This is a genomic window from Nonomuraea sp. NPDC049028 (assembly GCF_043197735.1).
Taxonomy (GTDB): domain Bacteria; phylum Actinomycetota; class Actinomycetes; order Streptosporangiales; family Streptosporangiaceae; genus Nonomuraea.
Genome location: NZ_JBICTR010000001.1, coordinates 371,504 through 390,188, shown reverse-complemented (window position 1 = coordinate 390,188; position 18,685 = coordinate 371,504). Strand labels below are relative to the sequence as shown.

The following is an 18,685-nucleotide window of genomic DNA, read 5'->3' as shown; positions in this document are numbered from 1 at the left end:
TGCGACCGCCCGTACCAGCTAGGCGAGAGCCAGGACGAACGCGAGCGCTCCGGCCGCCACGCTGAGCGTGCCGAGCCAGGCGAACAGCGCGTCGAGCCCGGCATCGACGGGCCGGCCGCCGTGCAGCGCCTCCTGGACGCGGCGGAACCGTGTCCTGGTCCTGAGCAGCAGCGCGGCGCCGCAGAGCGCGGCCGGTACGAACGTGACGACGACGGCGAGGGGCAGCCCGTGCCGCGCGGACAGGCCCATCGCGCCGAGCCCGCCCGACGACAGGGCCACGGCGGTGCGTACCCAGGCCAGGCGGGTCCGCTCGCTCTGCAGCCCGGGATCCCAGATCTCCTCGGACATGGGCGGATCAGGCGCCCATCACGATGACCACCAGGGCGATCACCGCCACCGCCGCCACGCCATAGCCGAAGACGGCGGCCAGGGCGGGCGGCGGCAGCGGCGCGCGCTCGCGCAGCGCGCGCTGGATGTTGCGCCAGCGCGGATAGGCCATGCCCGCCGCCAGCGCGGAGAGCGAGACCAGGACCACGGCCAGGGCGGTGCGCACCCAGGGGACGAACAAGTGGTCGGGGAGCGCCGCCATGGCGACGCCCCCGGCGCTGAGTGCCAGCGCGGTGCTCAGCCATGTGAGGAACGTACGCTCGTTCGCGAGCGTGAAACGCGGGTCAGGCTCCATACGAACGACGCTAATTGGCACACATTCCCCCTAGAGAAGCCGGGTTAGCCGCCGCAGGCCTTGGCGACCTTCTCCAGGTAGGCGGCGGTCTCGGAGCCGACCTTCTGGGCCGCGTCGACGGCGTCGTTGACGTCCTTGACGTTGATGCCGCTCAGTGTCTTGGCCAGGTCGTCGGAGGCCTGCTTGAGCGTGGTGTTGGCGGCCTTGTCGGCCACCTCGTTGAGCTTGGCGGCGCTGTCGTCGAGGGCCTTCTCCATGGCCTTCGGGTCGTCCTTCAGTTCGGTGAGCTTGGCGCCCAGCTCGGTGACGATCTTGGGGGCCTCCAGGCAGGACTGGGCCTTGTCGATGGTGTTGTTGACCTCACCGCAGCCCGCGGCGAAGACGAACATGGTGAGGGCGGCAAGGGGCACGAACTGACTTTTGAGGCGACGCATACTCCGAACCTACCCAACGGGTTCACGCCCCGGCGGGCCCAAGCGGGGAGGGGTGCCGGCAAATGGCCGTGCCGCAGAAGCTCTAGGATTTCACCTATGGCAACGTGTGAGCATATTTCCCAAGCGGACGACCCGGCCCCGCGCACGCCCGAGGGCTGCGAGGAGTGCCTGGCGGCGGGTGGCCGGTGGGTGCACCTGCGCCGCTGCCTGGAGTGCGGTCATATCGGGTGCTGCGACTCCTCACCCAACAAGCACGCCACCAAGCACTTCCACGCCACCTCGCACCCGGTGATGCAGTCGTACGAGCCGGGCGAGAGCTGGAAGTGGTGCTTCGTCGACAACGCGATGGCCTGATGCGGGCCTGACGCTGACAACGCGATGGCCCGACGCGGCCTAACGCTCCAGGATGGCCTCCTCGAAGTCGAGCTCGGCCATCACCTCGCGCAGCACCTCGTCGTCGAGGCGGCGTTCGTCGCGTAGCCGGACGAACGTCTCGCGCTCGGCCTGCAGCATCTCCCGGCGCAACCGGCGATAGAGCGTGCTGGGCGTCTCGGCGCCTCCTTGAGCGGTGCCGCCGCCCAGACGCTCCCACGCGGTCAGCGAGCGCCGCCACGACTTCTCCCTGAGCTGGTCGATGACCTGCTTCTGGATCTCGTCGGGCTCGCCTTCGGCCTCGATCAGCCTGTCGAGCACCTCGGTGCCCGCGGCGAGCGCGGCCTGCTGCGCCGCGGCCTCGGCCAGCCTGTCCTCATACTGCTCCTGCTCGCTCGACACGCGCAGCCGCCTGATCAGCGCGGGGAACGTCGTGCCCTGCACGAGCAGCGTGCCTATCACGGTGGTGAAGGTGAGGAAGAGCAGGATGTCGCGGTCGGGCATGCCGACCGGAATGGCGAAGGCGGCGGCCAGCGAGACGACCCCGCGCATGCCCGCCCAGCTGATGATCACGGTCGGCGCGGGCTCGGGCGCCGGTTCGCTCCTGCGTCTCCCGGTGAACAGCCACGTCAGGTACGTGACGGGGAACATCCACACGAACCTCGACAGTACGGTCACCAGGAACACGACGACCGCGTACAGCGCGACCTCCCAGGCGCCGTAGCCGCCGATCCCCTTGATCACCGTGACCAGCTGCAGGCCGATCAGCGCGAAGACGATCGCCTCCAGGAAGAAGTCGGTCACCTTCCACACCGCGTCGGACACCAGCCGGGTGCCGAACCCCCGCTTGTGCATCTGGTTGCCGAGATAGAGCCCGACGATCACCACTGCGATGACGCCCGAGGCGTGCACCGACTCGGCCGCCAGGTAGGCGGCGAACGGGATCAGCAGCATCAGCGTGTTCTCGACCAGGGAGTCGCGGGTGTGCCGGAACACCCAGGCGAACAGGAACGCCAGCGCCAGCCCGATCGCCACCCCGGCCGCCGCCGAGTAGAGGAACTCGCCGACCCCGTCGAGCAGGTCCACCGTGCCGCCCACGGCGGCGCCGATCGCCACGCGGTAGAGGGTCAGCGCGGTCGCGTCGTTGAACAGGCTCTCGCCGATGAGGATCGTCAGCGCCCGGCGCGGCAGCCCGAGCCGCCGGCCGACCGCGACGGCGGCCACGGCGTCGGGCGGCGCGATGATGGCGCCCAGCGCGAACGCCGCCGCCAGCGGCAGATCGGGCAGCAGCAGGTGGACGACCAGCCCGACGACGGCCGTCGTGAACAGCACCAGCCCGACCGACAGCAGCGCCACGGCCCGCTTGACGTCACGCAGGCGCAGGTAGGAGCTGTCGAGCGCGGCCGAGTAGAGCAGCGGCGGCAGGAACACGAACAGCACCAGCTGCGGGTCCAGCGGCACGGCGGGCACCAGCGGCGAGACCAGCAGCCCGGCGGCCACCAGCAACAGCGGCGCCGGCCAGCCCTTACGCCGGGCGACGGCGGCGACCGCGACCGCCCCTGCCGCCACCAGCAGCAGTTGCAGGCCCATCGTGGGGTTCACGGCGCTCCTCCACCTCGGCACGGGCACGCGAAGGCAGCGTACCGCTCATGAGATGGGCCGCCCGCCTCGGGCTCACCACTCCCTGCGGCGGTCCCTGTCGTCGTCGTACTCCTGGTCGGGACGGAGCCGCTCACCGGTGGAGAACATCGGGTCGCCCACGTAGGGCCGGGACAGGTCCGTCTGGTACGGCGTCCCCTGCTGCTGGTTGCTTCCCATCGAGAACAGCGGGTCGACCGGGTTGGGCGGGGTCTGGTAGGCGGGGAAGCCGTCCGTGGAGGGGTAGGGCACCTGCGTCGGCGGGTACGCGTCGCGCTTGGCGTAGGTGATGGGCTCCCGGGGGCGGCCCGCACCCGGAATGCCGTGCATCGGGGTGCCGAGACCGGCCGGGTCCGGCTGCTGCGCCGGTTGCTGCTGGTATCCGCGCTGGCCATAGGGGTCGTGCGGCTGCTGGGTGAAGGGCTCGGGCTGCGGGCGGCTCGGCGCGGCCGTTTGGGAGGGGAAGCCGAGCGGATCGGTGTTGGGCGCCTGCCTGCGGCGGTTGCCGGGCATCTGGTAGACGGGCTCGCCGGGGTCCTGGACCGGCGCCGGCTGCGCGTACTGCTGGGGCTGCTGGGGGCCGGTGAAGGGGTCGCCGGTGTACTGGGGGGCGCCGCTATAGGGGTCCGGGGCGGCGGGGACCGCGTACTGCGGGCCGGTGAAGGGCTCGGGCGGCTCGGGTTCGGTGTACTGAGGGCCGGTGAACGGCTCGCGGGGATTCGGCTGGCCGTACTGCTGCGCGCCGTAGGAGCCCTGCTGGCCGTACTGCTGGCCAAGAGGCTCGCGCGGCGGCGGCGCGGTCGTCTCGCCGTAGGAGGCGACCAGCTTGTCCTGAGGCGGCGGGGCGCCCCTGGCCACCAGGACGTCGTTGGGGGACAGAGCGGCGGTGGGCCGGTCCTCGTGCGGCGGCGGTGGAGAGCTCTGGTGCGGCCGTTGGTATTGGCCGGTGCCGGGGATCACCTCGGTGCCCGGGTCGTGCGCGGGCACTGCGGGCTGCTCGCCCGTGGCCTCGGCGAACCCGTCATCGAGGGTGTCGAGCAACCGGCCGACATCGTCCATCGGCATGCGGAAGCTGGCGGTGCACATCTCACCTCGCCACAGGCTGAGCACCAGGGTGCCCTCATGCCACGTGACCCGGAGACACCGCTCCTGACCTCGAGCATCGAAGAACACTTCGCCGAACGACGGCAACGGGACAACTTCCGACATGGCAGACATACTGCTTTAACCAGCCTTTATCCGTCCACTCAACCCCGGCAAACCCTACTGAACCGGCTCTCCCCATCTGACCTCATACCCCACTGGCCACTTCCAGGTAGGTCTTTTGGGCCAGTTGGAGTTCCGATCGTTCAGTGTGCCACGCGAGCCGCTGTGGACGTCCCAGAACGCCGGGATGCGTCTGCACGATCACACGGCGTTCGGCGCGTCGACCCCCGATTGCAGGTACCGTTTACTGCCGTGCCGGACTCCCATCTTCCCTCAGCCGAAGAACTGCTCAGCATCGCGGTCAGCGCTCTCGGAGGGAGCGAACGGCGGGGCCAGATCACGATGGTGCAGGCCGTACAACGGGCCATCGAAGAAGAGGAACATCTGGCGGTCCAGGCCGGCACCGGCACCGGAAAGTCGCTCGCCTACCTGGTGCCCTCGATCAGGCACGCCATGGAGGCCGACAAGCCGGTGGTCATCTCGACGGCCACGATCGCGCTCCAGCGGCAGCTCGTGGACCGCGACCTGCCACGGCTGGCCGAGGCGCTCGGCAAGGAGCTGCCGCACGAGCCGACGTTCGCGATCCTCAAGGGCCGGCGCAACTACCTGTGCCGCTACAAGGCAACGGCGGGCTGGCCCGAGGACGACGAGCAGGACCAGCTCTTCGACCCCCGCGAGGTCGGCGCGACGGGCCGGATGGTGCAGCGCATCCAGGAGTGGGCCGAGGAGACCGAGACCGGCGACCGCGACGAGCTGGTGCCCGGGGTCAACGAGCAGGCGTGGCGGCAGTTCTCGGTCAGCGCCCAGGAGTGTCTGGGCGCCACTCGCTGCCCCAGCGGCGCCGAGTGCTTCGCCGAGCTGGCCAGGAGCCGGGCCGGCGAGGTCGACGTGGTCGTCACCAACCACGCGCTGCTGGCGATCGACGCGATGGGCGACATCCCGGTGCTGCCCGAGCACGCCATGGTGGTCGTCGACGAGGCCCACGAACTCGTCGACCGGGTGACCTCGGTGGTGACCTCCGAGCTGTCGGAGAGCTCGGCCGCGCTCGCCGTGCGCCGGGTCGGCCGGCTCATCGAGCAGCCGATCGCCGACCAGCTCATGGAGGCGGCCGAAGACCTCAAGGCGCTGCTGGCCGCCGCTCCCCCCGGACGCGTCGACGAGCTGCCCGAGGTGCTCGGGCTCACGCTGGCGCTGGTGCGCGACGCCTCGGCGCGGTGCGTCTCGGCGCTCGGCCCGCGCGGCGGCGACAAGGACGATCCGGACAGAGCCGGCCAGCGCAAGGCCGCCTTCACCGCGCTCGACGAGGTGCACGACACGGCGGTGCGCATGCTCGAGGCCTACGGCCACGCCTCGGAGGAGGACCGGGCCGAGGTGGTGTGGCTGGAGGGCGCCACCGACCGGCGCCCGCCCGTGCTGCGGGTGGCCCCGCTCAACGTGGGCGGCATGCTGCGCGACCGGCTCTTCGGCGACCGCACCGTGGTCCTCACCTCGGCCACGCTGGCGCTCGGCGGCACCTTCGACGGCCTGGCCCGCCAGTGGGGCCTGGGCGACAAGGGCTGGCAGGGCATCGACGTCGGCTCGCCGTTCGACCATCCACGGGCGGGCATCCTGTACGTGGCCAAGCACCTGCCACAGCCGGGCCGTGACGGCCTGCCACAGGCCTACCTCGACGAGATCGCCGAGCTGATCGAGGCGGCGGGCGGGCGCACGCTCGGCCTGTTCTCCTCGATGCGGGCCGCCAAGGCCGCCACCGAGGCGCTGCGCGACCGGCTCGACTTGCCGCTGCTGTGCCAGGGCGACGACTCCACGATGCTGCTGGTCAAGCAGTTCGCCGAGGACGAGGCGACCTGCCTGTTCGGCACGCTGTCGCTGTGGCAGGGCGTCGACGTCCCCGGCCCGTCGCTGCGGCTGGTCATCATCGACCGGGTCCCGTTCCCGCGCCCCGACGACCCGCTCACCTCGGCCCGGCAACGGCACGTGGCGGCCAAGGGCGGCAACGGCTTCATGGCGGTCGCCGCCACGCACGCGGCCCTGCTGCTCGCCCAGGGCACCGGCCGGCTGCTGCGCGCCCAGCACGACAAGGGCGTCATCGCCGTCCTCGACCCGCGTCTGGCCACCGCCCGCTACAGCGGCTTCCTGCTGGGCTCCCTGCCACCGTTCTGGCGCACCACGGACCCGGCGATCCCCCGAGCCGCCCTCAAGCGCCTGTCCACCGAAGACTGACCCGCCCCCGCCTGCCCGGCAGGGGTTTTTGAGAGCCGTGCTGGGCAGGGAGCCGTGCCGGGCAGAGGGCTGGGCTGGTCAGAAGGCTGGGCTGGTCAGTGGACCCAGGGGGCGAGGTCGGGGCGTTTCGGGTCGAGGCCGTCGCCCGAGGAGGCGCCGCGCAGACGGCGGGTCACCCACGGCACCAGGTGCTCGCGGATCCACTGCGCGTCCTCGCGGCGCCGGGCGCGCGGGTCTATGGTGCGCTCGGGCCACACCTTGTGCCAGTCGTCGAACGGCACGCCCAGCACGTCGAGGACCCGGGCGGCCACCAGGCGGTGCCCGTCCTGGTTCATGTGCAGCCGGTCCTCGCTCCACGCCCGCCAATCCCGCAGCCCCTGCATGGACCACTGGTCGACGAGCCGGCACCCGTACAGGTCGGCGATGGAGCGTACATGCAGATAGAAGATCGCGAAGCGGCCGCGCAGCCGCCGCATCACCGGCGTGTCGCGCGGGTCGACCCCGGTGAACAGCAGCACGTCGGCGCCGGTGGCCCGCAGGTCGCGCACGGCGCGGGCGAGCCGCTTGGCCATCACGTCGGGGTCGCTGCCCGGCCGCAGCAGGTCGTTGCCGCCCGCGCACAGGCTGACGAGGTCGGGCGCCATCTCGACGGCGATCGGCACCTGCTCGGTGACGATCTGCTCGAGCAGCCGGCCGCGCACGGCCAGGTTCGCGTAGCGGAAGGACGGATCGTCGGCCGCCAGCCGCTCGGCCACCCGGTCGGCCCAGCCACGGTAGTGGCCGTTGGTGCCGGGGTCGTTGAGACCTTCGGTAAAGCTGTCACCAAGAGCCACGAAAGAGCGATATTGCCTCATGACCTGCTGTTCATCTCCGCCGTGCCGTGGTGCGTCAGGACATCTGACTGTAGTGCGAACCCCGCCGCCACGCCCGCCGCCACCCCGACACGCGTGCAAAGTAATCGAGTGGAAGACGGTTAAGGAACGACGATCGGGGGAAAGGCGCCGGCTCTGCGGTCCGGGACGCTGCCGGCTGCCGCAGCGTCACCGGCCTACGGCCCGGTAGGCGGCCTCCAGGAGCTCCTCGGAGGGCCCTTCCAGCCGTCCCGGCTTCGCCAGCCCGTCGAGCACGACGAAGCGCTGCTTGGCGCCCCGGTTCTTCTTGTCCAGCCGCATGTGGTCGCGCAGTTGCGGCCACGCGTCGGCCCGGTAGGTCGTGGGCAGGCCGACCGAGGTGAGGACGGTCCGGGTGCGCTCGACCAGGTCGATCCCGATGCGCCCGTCGAGCCTGGACAGCTCGGCGGCGAACACCATGCCGATGGCGATGGCCTCACCGTGGCGCATGGTGTAGTGCTCGGCCCGCTCGATCGCGTGGCCGAGCGTGTGACCGTAGTTGAGGATCTCGCGCAGCCCGGCCTCGCGCAGGTCGGCGCCGACGACGTCGGCCTTGATCTGGATCTTCCGCTCGATCAGCTCGCGGGTGTGCGGCCCCTCGGGCGTGGCGGCGGCGTCGGGATCGTCCTCGATCAGCATGAGGATGGTGGGGTCGGCGATGAAGCCGCCCTTGATGATCTCGGCGAGCCCGGCCGCGTAGTCGGCGCGCGGCATGCTCGACAGCGTGCTCAGCTCGCACAGCACGCCCGCCGGAGGCAGGAAGGTGCCGACGAGGTTCTTGCCCTCGGGGGTGTCGATGCCGTTCTTGCCGCCGACCGCCGCGTCGACCATGGCCAGCAGGGTCGTCGGCACCAGCACCACCTGGACGCCGCGCAGCCAGGTCGCGGCGATGAACCCGGCCAGGTCGGTGGTGGCTCCCCCGCCGACGCCCACGACGGCATCGGAGCGGGTCACGCCGTAGCGGCCCAGGGCGGACCAGAGCTCGGCGGCCACCTCGATCGACTTGGCCGCCTCGCCGTCGGGCACGGGCAGCTCCACCACGTCGTACCCGGCGCCGGACAGCGCCTCGCAGACCGGGCGGGAGATCTCGGGCAGGCCCGCCGGGTGGATGACCGCGACCGTGCGTACGCCCGGCTTGAACAGCCCGGCCAGCTCCGGCAGCACGCCGGTGCCGATCACCACCTCGTAGGGGCTGTCGCCGCGGACGGCGATCCTGGTCGCGCTCATGACGGGAGCCCCTTCATGATCTCTTCGGCCAGCTCGGCGGGCTCGCGCTTGTCGGTCACGACCGTCAGGACGGCGAGCCGCTCGTAGATCGGGCGGCGCTCCTCCATGAGCTTCTTCAGCTGGCTGCGCGGGCTGAGCACGAGCAGCGGCCGGGCGGAGGCCAGGCCCACCCGCTGGACCGCGTCGGACAGGCCGACCTGGAGGTAGACGACCGGCTGGCCGGCCAGGAGCCGCTGCGCCTCCTCGTTGAGCACCGCGCCGCCGCCCAGGGCCAGCACGCCGTCGTGCTCGGCCAGCGCCTTACGTACGGCCAGCAGTTCGAGCTCGCGGAAGCGGGCCTCGCCCTCCTCGATGAAGATGTCGGCGACGGGCTTGCCCGCGGTGGCCTCGACGTCGGCGTCGGTGTCGCGGAACGACACGCCGAGCAGACCGGCGAGCAGGCGGCCGAGGGTGGTCTTGCCGGACCCCGGGGGGCCGATCAGCACGGCCTTGATCATTTGATCACCATCGATGACAGGTAGCCGGACAGGTTGCGGGCGACCTCCTCGACGGAGTCGCCTCCGAACTTCTCGAGCGCCGCGTCGGCCAGCACCAGCGCGACCATGGCCTCGGCGACGATGCCCGCGGCCGGGACCGCGCAGACGTCGGAACGCTCGTGGTGCGCCTTGGCCGCCTCGCCGGTCTTGACGTCGATCGTGGCCAGCGCCCGCGGGACGGTGGAGATGGGCTTCATCGCGGCGCTGACCCGCAGGATCTCGCCGTTGGTCATGCCGCCCTCGACGCCGCCCGCGCGGTTGGTGATGCGCTTGACGCCATCGGCCGCGGTGTATTCGATCTCGTCATGGGCGCGCGAGCCGGGCCGGCGCGCGGTCTCGAAGCCGTCGCCGACCGCCACACCCTTGATGGCCTGGATGCCCATGAGCGCTCCGGCCAGCCGGGAGTCGAGGCGGCGGTCCCAGTGGGTGTAGCTGCCCAGGCCGGGCGGCAGGCCGTAGGCGAGCACCTCGACGACACCGCCGAGCGTGTCGCCCTCCTTGTGTGCCTGGTCGATGACGGCGACCATCGCGGCGCTGCCCTCGGGGTCGGCGCACCTGACGGGGTCGGCGTCGATGCGCGCCAGGTCGTTGGGGCCGGGCAGGTTTTCGGTGGGCGTCTGGGCGCCGCCGATGGAGGTGACGTGGCTGACGATGTCGACGCCGAGCGCCTGCTTCAGGAAGCGCCTGGCCACCTCGCCGAGCGCGACACGGGCCGCGGTCTCGCGGGCGCTGGCCCGGTCGAGGACCTGGCGGGCGTCGTCGAAGCCGTATTTCTGCATCCCGGCCAGGTCGGCGTGGCCCGGCCTGGGGCGCGACCTGGGGGCGTTCCTGGCCAGGCCGTCGAGCTCGGCCGGGTCGACCGGGTCGGCCGACATGACCTTCTCCCACTTGGGCCACTCGGTGTTGCCGATGCGGACGGCGATCGGGCTGCCCATCGTGCGGCCGTGCCGGACGCCGCCGGCGATCGTCACCTGGTCCTGCTCGAACTTCATCCGGGCGCCGCGGCCATAGCCGAGCCGGCGGCGGCGCAGGGCCTCGTCTATGGCGGCCGTGGTCACCTCGACCCCGGCCGGCAGGCCTTCCATGACGGCTACGAGCTCGGGGCCGTGGGACTCTCCGGCGGTCAACCAGCGCAACATGCGTACAAGTCTTCCACGTGCCGCCTAGTGGGATGTCCGGTGTTCACTGGCCGAGACAGAGCGCCGTGAAGGCGCCGAGCAGCATGAACGGGCCGAAAGGGAACTGTGTGTCGCGAGTGGCGCGTCTGGTGAGGAGCAGGACGATGGCGTAGAGGGCGCCTGACAGCTGGCCCGCGACGGCCGCGACGACCCACGCCTGCCAGCTCATCGCCGCGGCCGCCATGCCGATCAGCCCGGCGAGCTTGACGTCGCCCAGACCCATCGCCTCCGGGCGGGCGAACCAGAGCACGGCGTACGCGGCGGCCAGCGCCAGCGCGCCCAGCAGCGCCCTGGGCAGTTCCCCCGTGGGCAGCAGGGTCAGCGCCAGGATCGGGTACGACGGCAGCGTGATCACGTCGGGCAGCCTCGTGGTCCGCCAGTCGATGAGCGCCAGGGCCGTACCGGCCAGGGCGAAGTAGACGTACGGCAGGCCCGCGCGCCAGGCGACGAGCGCGGCGACGGCGGCGGTGGCCACCTCGACGGTGGGCGGCCAGCGCGGCACGGGCACCGTGCGCAGCACGGCGTCCAGGGCGGCGTGGGCCTCCTCGCGGGTGTCCGGGGGGTTCGGTACGAAGCAGCCGGCGAGCGTCCTGATGTAGCGGCCGACGATCAGGCCGAGGAGCGTGACGAGTGCCACCACTCGCCGAACCCTACTTCCTGGAGAACCAGCGGCGCTTGCGTACCGGCTCGACGTGGGCCACGGTCACGCCGGAGACCTCGTCGAGCGTGCCGGACTCGACGGCGGCGAGCGCTTCCAGCACGCCGCCCTCGATCACGAACGGCACCGGCCCCGCCACGTCCACCACGACCGCCGCGACCCGCTCACCGGCGGCGGCCCGGCAGACCTGGAGCAGGGTGGCCTGGATCGGCCGGGCGTCGGGGCGCCATCTGGCCAGGGACTCGGCGCCCGTGAACGCCGGCACCGCCTCCCTGCCGTCCTTGCCGACGAGCTTGGGGAGCGCCATCTCGCTCTCCTTCTCCTGGCGCAGCCCATGCTCGCCAACCTCGGACTCGGTCAGCAGGGCGACCACGGGGACGAGGAGCCGGGCGCCGGTCAGGGCGTTGAGCACCTCGGTGGCCTCCGCCTCGCCTCGCTCGTAGGAGGCCAGGGCGGCGGCCACGGCGGGCGCGGCCGTGCCGTCGTCGCCGGGGTCGAGTGGCTGCGGAATGCTGGGCACAACGCCCGAGACTACCCTTGTCCCAGGTCGGCGATGGCGGCGACCGGGCCGCCGCCCGACGGGCCCTGGTGAACCGCGGCGACCGAGACGAACACCGCCGGATCGCCGGTGACCGCCGCCGCCACTCCCCCCACCGTGGCCTTGATCTGGCGGTGCCAGTGCACGTCGGAGTCGTCGAGCATGATGTTGCGCCGCCCCCGGACCCGGCCGGACGGGTCGGCCTCGCACTTCATGAAGACGTTCACCAGGCGCTCGCCGAGGTCGGTGTGGTGCGGCCGCTCGGGGAGCGGAAGGCCGGAGTCGCGGATCGCGTCCCAGATGCCGTCGGCGTCCAGGGCGTCCCGCATCACGCCGTGGCCGATCCGATAGCGCCCGCCGATTCCCCGTACGTTGCCCACCAGCACGATCTGCGCCCGGTCCAGCTCGACCCCGGACGAGCACGAGGCCACCGAGGAGTACAGGGACAGGTCCTTGTGGATCTGGTCGGCCCGCGGCGGTTCGATCTCGCCGAGGGCGACGGCGATGCCGAGGGCCGTGGTGGAGTTCGACAGGTCCATGGAGGGGCCGGTCTCCTCGATGGCGGTGTCCTGGCCACGGCTCTTGGCGTCGGTGATGGTGGCCAGGGTGAGCAGGGGCGTCTTGGTCTGCACGTAGTGGACGTCGCGCGGGTCGTCGATGCCCGCGATCTTCATCGCCTCGCGCACCCCGGCCGCGACCTTCTCCACCATCGCCGGGCGGCCGATGTCCTCCGGGAGGATCACGTCGCTCATCGCCACGCCGACCGACACGCGCGGCTCATCCGATCGCGGCGCGCCGGCCGGGTCGGTGGTGGCGAACACGGTGGCGTGCGGGCTGAGCACGCCGTCCGTCCCTCCGGACCACACCAGGGGTACGGTCTCCGGCGCCGGATGCCCCTTGGCCGCCAGCACCTCACGGAAAGCCCGGTCGGCCAGGATCCGGGTGTAGTCGTTCACACCCCCGTTGCCCTCGGTCTTGCCGATCACCGCGAGCACCCGGTGCGCCTCGATCACCCCGTCGTCGATCAGCCGGGCCAGGCCGGAGGCGTCCGTCACGCTCTCGATCGGCACCTTGCGCACTTCTATCGGATCCGGCATCACAACCCCTATTCGACGATTCGGCGGTTCAGCAGTTCGGCGGTTCGGCGGTTCGGTGGCGAACACGCGCGACTCCCAGACCTACCCCGGCGGCACGCAGAACACGCTATCCACCAGCCGATCGGGCTCTCACCGGCAATGTCTGCCCAACGTGGCGGCCGGCCTCGGGGATAGGGTCACCGGTGTGATTCGCGAAGCGCACGTAAACGGGATCAAGCTCGTCTATCGCGAGGAGGGCGACCCGGCCGCTCCCCCGCTGGTGCTCATCCACGGGCGGACCGCCGACCACAACGACTGGAACGGCATCACCCAGCACTTCGCCGCCCGCTATCACGTCTTCGCCATCGACCTGCGGGGGCACGGCGCCAGCGACTACCCGGGCGCGTACGCGCTGGCCGACATGGCGCGCGACGTCGTCGCGCTGCTGGACGAGCTGGGTTTCGAGCGGGCGACGCTGGTGGGGCACTCGCTGGGCGGAGCGGTGGCCTATCTCGTGGCCATGACGTGGCCCGATCGCGTCGAGCGGCTGGTCCTGGAGGATCCGGCGCCGCCGTACGCGATGAAGAACCGCCCGCCGATCGTGGAGGAGGGCGAGTCGCCCGGCTTCGACTGGCGGATGGTGCACGAGACCGAGCGGCAGTTCCTCGCGCCCGATCCGGCGTGGGCCGAAGGGCTCGCCTCGATCACCGCGCCGACGCTGGTCCTGTCGGGGGCCAGCCATCTCGACGTCGAGGCGGTGGCCGAGCGGATTCCGGGGGCCGAGCTGGTCACGATCGAGGTCGGGCATCTCATCCACGTCTCCGCGCGGGCGGCGTTCCTGCGGGCCGTGGACGAGTTCCTGGCCGATGGAGCGCCGCAAGCTGGGTAGGCGAGGGTTCGTGCAGGTGAAACGCCGGCTGAGCAGGCTGGTCCTGATGGCGCCGACGGTCGGGCAGTGTGCCGTGGCCGCGGCGCTGGCCTGGTTGGTGGCCAAGGACGTACTTGGGCACCCCAGCCCGTTCTTCGCGCCGATCGCGGTGATCATCTGCATCGGCGTGGGCCTCGGGCAGCGGCGGCGCCGGATGGTCGAGATGGTCGTCGGGGTCAGCCTCGGCGTGGGAGTCGGCGACGTGCTGGTGTCCTGGATCGGCTCGGGCGCCTGGCAGATCGCACTCGTGGTGGCGCTGGCGATGGCCATGGGCGTGCTCCTGGACAGCGGTTCCCTGATCGTCCTGCAGGCCGGGTCCTCGGCGGTACTCGTCGCCACCCTGCTGCCCCCGACGGGCGTCGGCGGGGTCAACAGGATGCTCGACGCGCTGGTCGGCGGTGTCATGGGGATCATCGCGATGGCCCTGCTGCCGGCCAGCCCGTTCGCCCTGGTGGCCAGGCAGGCGTCGGGGATGTTCGAGGCGCTGGGCGACGCGCTGCGGCGGATCGCGGAGGCGATCGAGAAGTCTGACCCCGGCCTGGCGGCCGAGGCGCTGGAGGCCGCGCGGGGGACGCAGACGAGCGTGGACACCTTCCGGCAAGCGCTGGGGACCAGCTGGGAGATCGCCACCATCTCACCGCTGCACTGGCAGAGCCGCCACCGGCTGGAGGGGTACGAGAGGGCCGCCGTACCGCTCGATCACGCGGTCAGGAACGCCAGGGTCCTGGCCAGGCGGGCCGTCGTGGCCCTCGAGGGGCAGAGCCCGCCGCCCGCCTGGATGCCGGGCGCGCTGCGCGACCTGGCCGACGCGACCCAGCTGCTCCGGGAGGAGCTGGCCCTGGGGCACGAGCCGGATCGGGCCCGCGAGGCGATCCTGGCGGTGGCGTCGCGGCAGGTGGCGGATGAGCGATGGGGGTTCTCGGCCGGGGTGATGGTCGCGCAGTACCGGTCGATCGTGGTGGACCTGCTCCAAGCTAGCGGCGGCGACCGCGAACAGGCGATGGCCGCCCTCCCGCCCCTGGACACGGGCGAAGAGGACGTCCCCTAGCGCGGTGACCCCCTGGGGATTCGTCCCACGACCGTCTCGGTCTCTGTGACGGTCCGTGGCGGCTGGGTCCTTTGGGAGAGATACCCCCTCCGGGGGGCGAAGACGAAAACGGTCCGTGGCGGCTGGGGTCCTTCAGGTGGGATCACCCTCCGGGGGCGAAGAAGCAGACGGCCCGTACCGGCTGAGGTCCTTCTGGAGGGATCCCCCTTCGGGGGAGCGGAAGAACGGGTGTCCGGCCTTCGGGGGAGCGGAAGAACGGCCGGTCGGCGAACCTGCCGACACGCCCGAATACGGGCAATGTGACCTTAATGTCACAAAGATCCGCCAAGGTAGAGGGGTGCGAACGAGGCTCAGCGATCATGTACGGGAACGGCTGAGCGGGTTCGGCCTGATGGCGCCCTCCATCGCGCAGTGCGCGGTCGGCGCGGCGCTCGCCTGGACCGTCGCCATCCAGTTGCTCGACCACCCTCGCCCGTTCTTCGCGCCGATCTCCGTGCTGATCTGCGTCGGCGTGGGCCTCGGGCAGCGGTTGCGCCGGGTGGCCGAGCTCGTGGTCGGGGTCAGCCTCGGCGTCGGCGTCGGCGACCTGCTGGTGTCCTGGATCGGCTCGGGCGCCTGGCAGATCATGCTGGTGGTCGCGCTGGCGATGACCGCCGCGGTGCTGCTGAACAGCGGGGCGCTCTTCGTGGCGCAGGCCGGGTCGTCCGCGGTACTCGTCGCCGCCCTGGTGCCTGCGGACGGCGCCGGGGGCTGGGACCGGATGGCCGACGCGCTCACCGGCGGCGTCATCGGCATCGCCACGGCGGCGCTGCTTCCGGCCAGCCCCTTCACGATCGCCGCCAAGCACCTGTCGGGCGTGCTCGACGCGCTGTCCACGGTGCTCGAACGGGCCGCGGAGGCGATCGAGAAACGCGACGTGGACCTGGCCGCCGAGGCGCTGGAGGAGGCGCGCAACACCCAGGCGGCGGTCGCGGAGTTCGAGCAGGCGGTGGAGACCAGCAAGGAGATCACGCTGATCTCGCCGCTGCACTGGCACCGCCGTGGCCGCCTGGCCAGGTACGAGACCGTGGCCGTGCCGGTGGACCTGGCCCTGCGCAACGCCAGGGTGCTGGCCCGCCGGACGCTGGCGGCACTGGGCGAGACGAGCCCGCCGCCGACCTCGCTGGCCGAGGCGATGCGCGAGGTGTCGGAGGCGGCGCTGCTGCTCCAGCTCGAACTGGCGGCCGGCCGCGAGCCCATGCTGGCCCGGCAGGCGCTGCTCGCCGTCGCGGCGCGGGAGCGTCCCGAACGGCTGGGCTTCTCGGCGCACGTCATCATCGCGCAACTGCGCTCCATCGCCGTGGACCTGCTCCAGGCCACCGGGATGGACCACGAGGAGGCGACGGCGACGCTGACCCCACTGGACGCGCCGCAGGTCGAGGACGCGAACGACACCAACAGCGCCAAGGGCTGAACCGTGGCGGAGGTGGACACCCGGAGAGCCCACCTCCGCCACGGAAGCGCGGACGGTGACCGCCCGACCGGCCACCGCGCGACCGCGCGACCGCACGACCCTGACCGCGCGACCCGGCCACCGCCCGACCGGCGGCCAACCGACCGGCGACCGTCAGAGCGGCGGCCGTCAGATCGTGATCAGGGCCGCTTCGGCTTCGAGGGTGGCGGCGGTGGCGTTGATCACGGCGGCCACGCGCAGCGCCTCCTGGATGTGCTCGCGTGGCAGGCCGGAGCCGCGCAGCACCCGCTCGTGCGACTCCAGGCACCGGCCGCAGCCGTTGATCGCGGAGACCGCCAGGCACCACAGCTCGAAGTCGCCCCGGTCCACGCCCGGATCGCCCATCACGGTCATCCTGAGCCGGGCGGGCAGCGTCGCGTACGTCTCGTCGCCGATGAGGTGGGTGGCCCGGTAGTAGACGTTGTTCATCGCCATGATCGAGGCGGCGGCCTTGGCGGCGGTGAACGCCTCCGCCGACAGCTTGCCGGCGGCCTCCTCGCAGACCGCGGCGATGACCCGCCCGGACCTGGTGGCCAGCGCGCTCGCCAGCACCGTGCCCCACAGCTGCTGGTCGGTCAGCGGCGAGGTGGTCGTGACCGAGCCCAGGTTGAGCCTGATGTCCTTGGCGTAGCCGGGCAGCGCCGCCTTCAGCTCCTCGATGCTCATGCGCCACCGTGTCCGTAAGTCAGCTCGCTCACTGGGCCAGCAGCATCCGCGCGTCGAGACCGGCCTCGCCCTTGGTCCAGTTGCAGGGGCACAGCTCGTCGGACTGCAGGGCGTCGAGGACCCGCAGGACCTCCTTGACGTTGCGGCCCACGGATCCGGCGGTCACCATCGTGAACTGGATCTCGTTGTGCGGGTCGACGATGAACGTGGCCCGCTGGGCCGTGCCGTCCTCGCCGAGCACCCCGCACGCGCCGCTCAGCTCGCGCTTGACGTCGCTCAGCATCGGGAACGGCAGGTCGCGCAGGTCGTCGTGGTGCTTGCGCCAGGCGTGGTGGACGTACTCGGAGTCGACGGAGACGCCGAGCACCCGCGTGTCGCGGTCGGCGAACTCGCCGTTGAGCCGGCCGAACTCGGCGATCTCGGTCGGGCAGACGAAGGTGAAGTCCTTCGGCCAGAAGAACACGACGCGCCACTTGCCCTCGTAGGTCTTGTGGTCGATCTCCGCGAACGCCCGCTCGGGGTCGAGGCCGACGCACGCCTTGAGCGCGTATTCGGGAAAGCGGTCACCGACGGTGAGCACGATTCCGTCTCCTTCGGGGGGTCGGGGCCCAGAGGCGATCCCTGTTTGGGGGCGACTCCTACCCTAGCTCACCTGCGCTCATTCCTCGCCGTAGCCGAACAACTACACTTCCGGGAGGTCGTCAGGCCGACAGGCGCTTGAGCCGGGTGACCGCCTCGTCGATGACCTCGTCCTTCTTGCAGAACGCGAACCGGACGAAGTGCCTGCCCCGGTCCGGGTGGTCGTAGAAGACCTGCGTCGGGATGGCCACCACCCCCACCAGCTCCGGCAGCCGCCGCGTCAGTTCCAGCCCGTCCTCGAAGCCCAGGGGCCGGATGTCGGTCTGCACGAAGTACGTTCCCGACGGCCTGAGCACCTCGAACCCGGCCGCCGCCAGCCCGTCCATCAGCCGGTCCCGCTTGTGTCCCAGCCCGTCGCACAGCGCCGAGACCCACTCCAGCTCGTTGCGCAGGCCGTAGGCGACCGCGAGCTGCCACGGCGCGCTCGCGGTGAAGGTGAGGAACTGCTTGACCGTCTGCACCGCCGTGATCAGCGAGGCGGGGGCGCAGATCCAGCCCGTCTTCCACCCGGTGACGGAGAACGTCTTGCCCGCCGAGGAGATCATCACCGTGCGTTCGCGCATGCCGGGAAGCGTCGCCAGCGGGATGTGCTCGACGCCGTCGAACGTCAAGTGCTCGTACACCTCGTCGGTGATCGCGGTCAGCCCGGCCTCCTGGCAGAGCTCGGCGATGACGGTCAGCTCGGCGCGGGTGAACACGGTCCCGGTCGGGTTGTGCGGGGAGTTGACGAGGATCGCCCGGGTACGCGGCGTGACGGCGGCGCGTAGTTCGTCCGGGTTGAAGGTGAATCGTCCCTCCACCGGCCGCATGGTCACCGCGACCAGCCGGGCCCCGGCCAGCGCGATGGAGGCGGCGTAGGAGTCGTAGTAGGGCTCGAAGGCGATCACCTCGTCGCCCGCCTCGCACAGCGCCAGCACGCTGGCCGCGATCGCCTCGGTGGCCCCCACGGTCACCAGGATCTCGCCGTCGGCCGCGTAGTCGAGGCCGTAGTGGTCGGCCCGGTGCTCGGAGACGGCCTGCCGCAGCTCAGGGACGCCGGGGCCGGGTGGGTACTGGTTGGCGCCGGACACGATGGCCTGCACCGCCCGGTCGAGCATCGCCGCGGGTCCGTCGGTGTCGGGGAAACCCTGGCCCAGGTTGATCGAGCTGGTCTGTACGGCCAGCGCGCTCATCTCCGCGAAAATCGTCGTACCGAAGGCCCGCATCCGAGATACAAGTGGTTCCGTCACGGCCCCACACTATTAGTCTCTTCCC

Annotated in this window: 20 protein-coding genes; 5 read left to right on the top strand and 15 right to left on the bottom strand. The window is 71.6% G+C overall.

Features of this window, described 5'->3' with window-relative positions; genetic code table 11:
- Positions 1–18: 18 nt before the first annotated feature.
- The 3 genes from ACGFJ2_RS01805 to ACGFJ2_RS01795 are packed head-to-tail and all read right to left on the bottom strand — an operon-like array spanning position 19 to position 1,116.
- Complete coding sequence (locus tag ACGFJ2_RS01805) at positions 19–348, bottom strand: DUF202 domain-containing protein (RefSeq protein WP_357941312.1); 330 nt, start codon at positions 346–348, stop codon at positions 19–21.
- Positions 349–355: 7 nt separating this feature from the next.
- Entirely contained in the window at positions 356–682 is a 327-nt protein-coding gene (locus tag ACGFJ2_RS01800; RefSeq protein WP_225289460.1) for a YidH family protein, read from the bottom strand.
- Positions 683–726: 44 nt separating this feature from the next.
- On the bottom strand, positions 727–1,116 hold the full coding sequence (locus tag ACGFJ2_RS01795; protein WP_358175514.1) for a hypothetical protein: 390 nt from the start codon (positions 1,114–1,116) through the stop codon (positions 727–729).
- Between the two features lie 96 nt (positions 1,117–1,212).
- Between ACGFJ2_RS01795 and ACGFJ2_RS01790 the strand changes: the two genes are divergently transcribed.
- Positions 1,213–1,470 (top strand): UBP-type zinc finger domain-containing protein, encoded by a 258-nt coding sequence (locus tag ACGFJ2_RS01790; RefSeq protein ID WP_357941308.1) that lies wholly within the window; start codon positions 1,213–1,215, stop codon positions 1,468–1,470.
- Positions 1,471–1,509: 39 nt separating this feature from the next.
- On the opposite strand, the gene ACGFJ2_RS01785 is transcribed toward ACGFJ2_RS01790, so the two are convergent.
- Together ACGFJ2_RS01785 and ACGFJ2_RS01780 are read right to left on the bottom strand one after the other, a co-directional pair.
- Positions 1,510–3,090, bottom strand: a complete 1,581-nt coding sequence (locus tag ACGFJ2_RS01785) for a Na+/H+ antiporter (RefSeq protein WP_393463605.1) — start codon at positions 3,088–3,090, stop codon at positions 1,510–1,512.
- A gap of 72 nt (positions 3,091–3,162) precedes the next feature.
- Entirely contained in the window at positions 3,163–4,335 is a 1,173-nt protein-coding gene (locus ACGFJ2_RS01780) for a hypothetical protein (protein WP_393463603.1), read from the bottom strand.
- A gap of 249 nt (positions 4,336–4,584) precedes the next feature.
- Here ACGFJ2_RS01780 and ACGFJ2_RS01775 point away from each other — a divergent pair, with 249 nt between their 5' ends.
- Positions 4,585–6,555: an ATP-dependent DNA helicase gene (locus ACGFJ2_RS01775; RefSeq protein WP_393463601.1), complete on the top strand. Its 1,971-nt coding sequence runs from the start codon at positions 4,585–4,587 to the stop codon at positions 6,553–6,555.
- 95 nt (positions 6,556–6,650) lie between these two features.
- On the opposite strand, the gene ACGFJ2_RS01770 is transcribed toward ACGFJ2_RS01775, so the two are convergent.
- The 7 genes from ACGFJ2_RS01770 to ACGFJ2_RS01740 all read right to left on the bottom strand — a co-directional run bounded on the left by ACGFJ2_RS01770 (position 6,651) and on the right by ACGFJ2_RS01740 (position 12,679).
- Entirely contained in the window at positions 6,651–7,409 is a 759-nt protein-coding gene (locus ACGFJ2_RS01770) for an SGNH/GDSL hydrolase family protein (RefSeq protein ID WP_358175506.1), read from the bottom strand.
- A gap of 186 nt (positions 7,410–7,595) precedes the next feature.
- Entirely contained in the window at positions 7,596–8,672 is a 1,077-nt protein-coding gene (aroB, locus tag ACGFJ2_RS01765) for a 3-dehydroquinate synthase (protein WP_393463599.1), read from the bottom strand.
- Positions 8,669–9,169 (bottom strand): shikimate kinase, encoded by a 501-nt coding sequence (locus tag ACGFJ2_RS01760; RefSeq protein ID WP_357941296.1) that lies wholly within the window; start codon positions 9,167–9,169, stop codon positions 8,669–8,671. The genes aroB and ACGFJ2_RS01760 overlap by 4 nt, the downstream gene beginning before the upstream one ends.
- Positions 9,166–10,347, bottom strand: coding sequence for a chorismate synthase (aroC, locus tag ACGFJ2_RS01755; protein ID WP_357941294.1), 1,182 nt, complete (start codon positions 10,345–10,347; stop codon positions 9,166–9,168). The genes ACGFJ2_RS01760 and aroC overlap by 4 nt, the downstream gene beginning before the upstream one ends.
- A 43-nt stretch (positions 10,348–10,390) precedes the next feature.
- On the bottom strand, positions 10,391–11,026 hold the full coding sequence (locus ACGFJ2_RS01750) for an A24 family peptidase (RefSeq protein ID WP_358175503.1): 636 nt from the start codon (positions 11,024–11,026) through the stop codon (positions 10,391–10,393).
- Positions 11,027–11,036: 10 nt separating this feature from the next.
- Positions 11,037–11,564 carry an SseB family protein gene (locus ACGFJ2_RS01745; RefSeq protein ID WP_393463596.1) on the bottom strand — a complete coding sequence of 176 codons (528 nt, stop codon included), beginning with the start codon at positions 11,562–11,564 and terminating at the stop codon, positions 11,037–11,039.
- Positions 11,565–11,575: 11 nt separating this feature from the next.
- Positions 11,576–12,679: a ring-opening amidohydrolase gene (locus ACGFJ2_RS01740; RefSeq protein ID WP_357941288.1), complete on the bottom strand. Its 1,104-nt coding sequence runs from the start codon at positions 12,677–12,679 to the stop codon at positions 11,576–11,578.
- A 184-nt stretch (positions 12,680–12,863) separates the two neighbouring features.
- Here ACGFJ2_RS01740 and ACGFJ2_RS01735 point away from each other — a divergent pair, with 184 nt between their 5' ends.
- The 3 genes from ACGFJ2_RS01735 (at position 12,864) to ACGFJ2_RS01725 (ending at position 16,087) form a co-directional block, all read left to right on the top strand.
- Positions 12,864–13,547 (top strand): alpha/beta fold hydrolase, encoded by a 684-nt coding sequence (locus ACGFJ2_RS01735; RefSeq protein ID WP_357941286.1) that lies wholly within the window; start codon positions 12,864–12,866, stop codon positions 13,545–13,547.
- A gap of 16 nt (positions 13,548–13,563) precedes the next feature.
- Positions 13,564–14,634 (top strand): FUSC family protein, encoded by a 1,071-nt coding sequence (locus ACGFJ2_RS01730; RefSeq protein WP_358175500.1) that lies wholly within the window; start codon positions 13,564–13,566, stop codon positions 14,632–14,634.
- Between the two features lie 337 nt (positions 14,635–14,971).
- Positions 14,972–16,087 carry an FUSC family protein gene (locus ACGFJ2_RS01725; RefSeq protein ID WP_357941282.1) on the top strand — a complete coding sequence of 372 codons (1,116 nt, stop codon included), beginning with the start codon at positions 14,972–14,974 and terminating at the stop codon, positions 16,085–16,087.
- A 168-nt stretch (positions 16,088–16,255) separates the two neighbouring features.
- Here the strand turns inward: ACGFJ2_RS01725 and ACGFJ2_RS01720 are convergent, their stop codons facing one another.
- The 3 genes from ACGFJ2_RS01720 to ACGFJ2_RS01710 all read right to left on the bottom strand — a co-directional run bounded on the left by ACGFJ2_RS01720 (position 16,256) and on the right by ACGFJ2_RS01710 (position 18,660).
- Positions 16,256–16,792: a carboxymuconolactone decarboxylase family protein gene (locus ACGFJ2_RS01720; protein ID WP_357941280.1), complete on the bottom strand. Its 537-nt coding sequence runs from the start codon at positions 16,790–16,792 to the stop codon at positions 16,256–16,258.
- Between the two features lie 28 nt (positions 16,793–16,820).
- Entirely contained in the window at positions 16,821–17,372 is a 552-nt protein-coding gene (locus ACGFJ2_RS01715; protein ID WP_357941278.1) for a peroxiredoxin, read from the bottom strand.
- A gap of 121 nt (positions 17,373–17,493) precedes the next feature.
- Complete coding sequence (locus tag ACGFJ2_RS01710; RefSeq protein WP_393463592.1) at positions 17,494–18,660, bottom strand: pyridoxal phosphate-dependent aminotransferase; 1,167 nt, start codon at positions 18,658–18,660, stop codon at positions 17,494–17,496.
- Positions 18,661–18,685 lie beyond the last annotated feature (25 nt).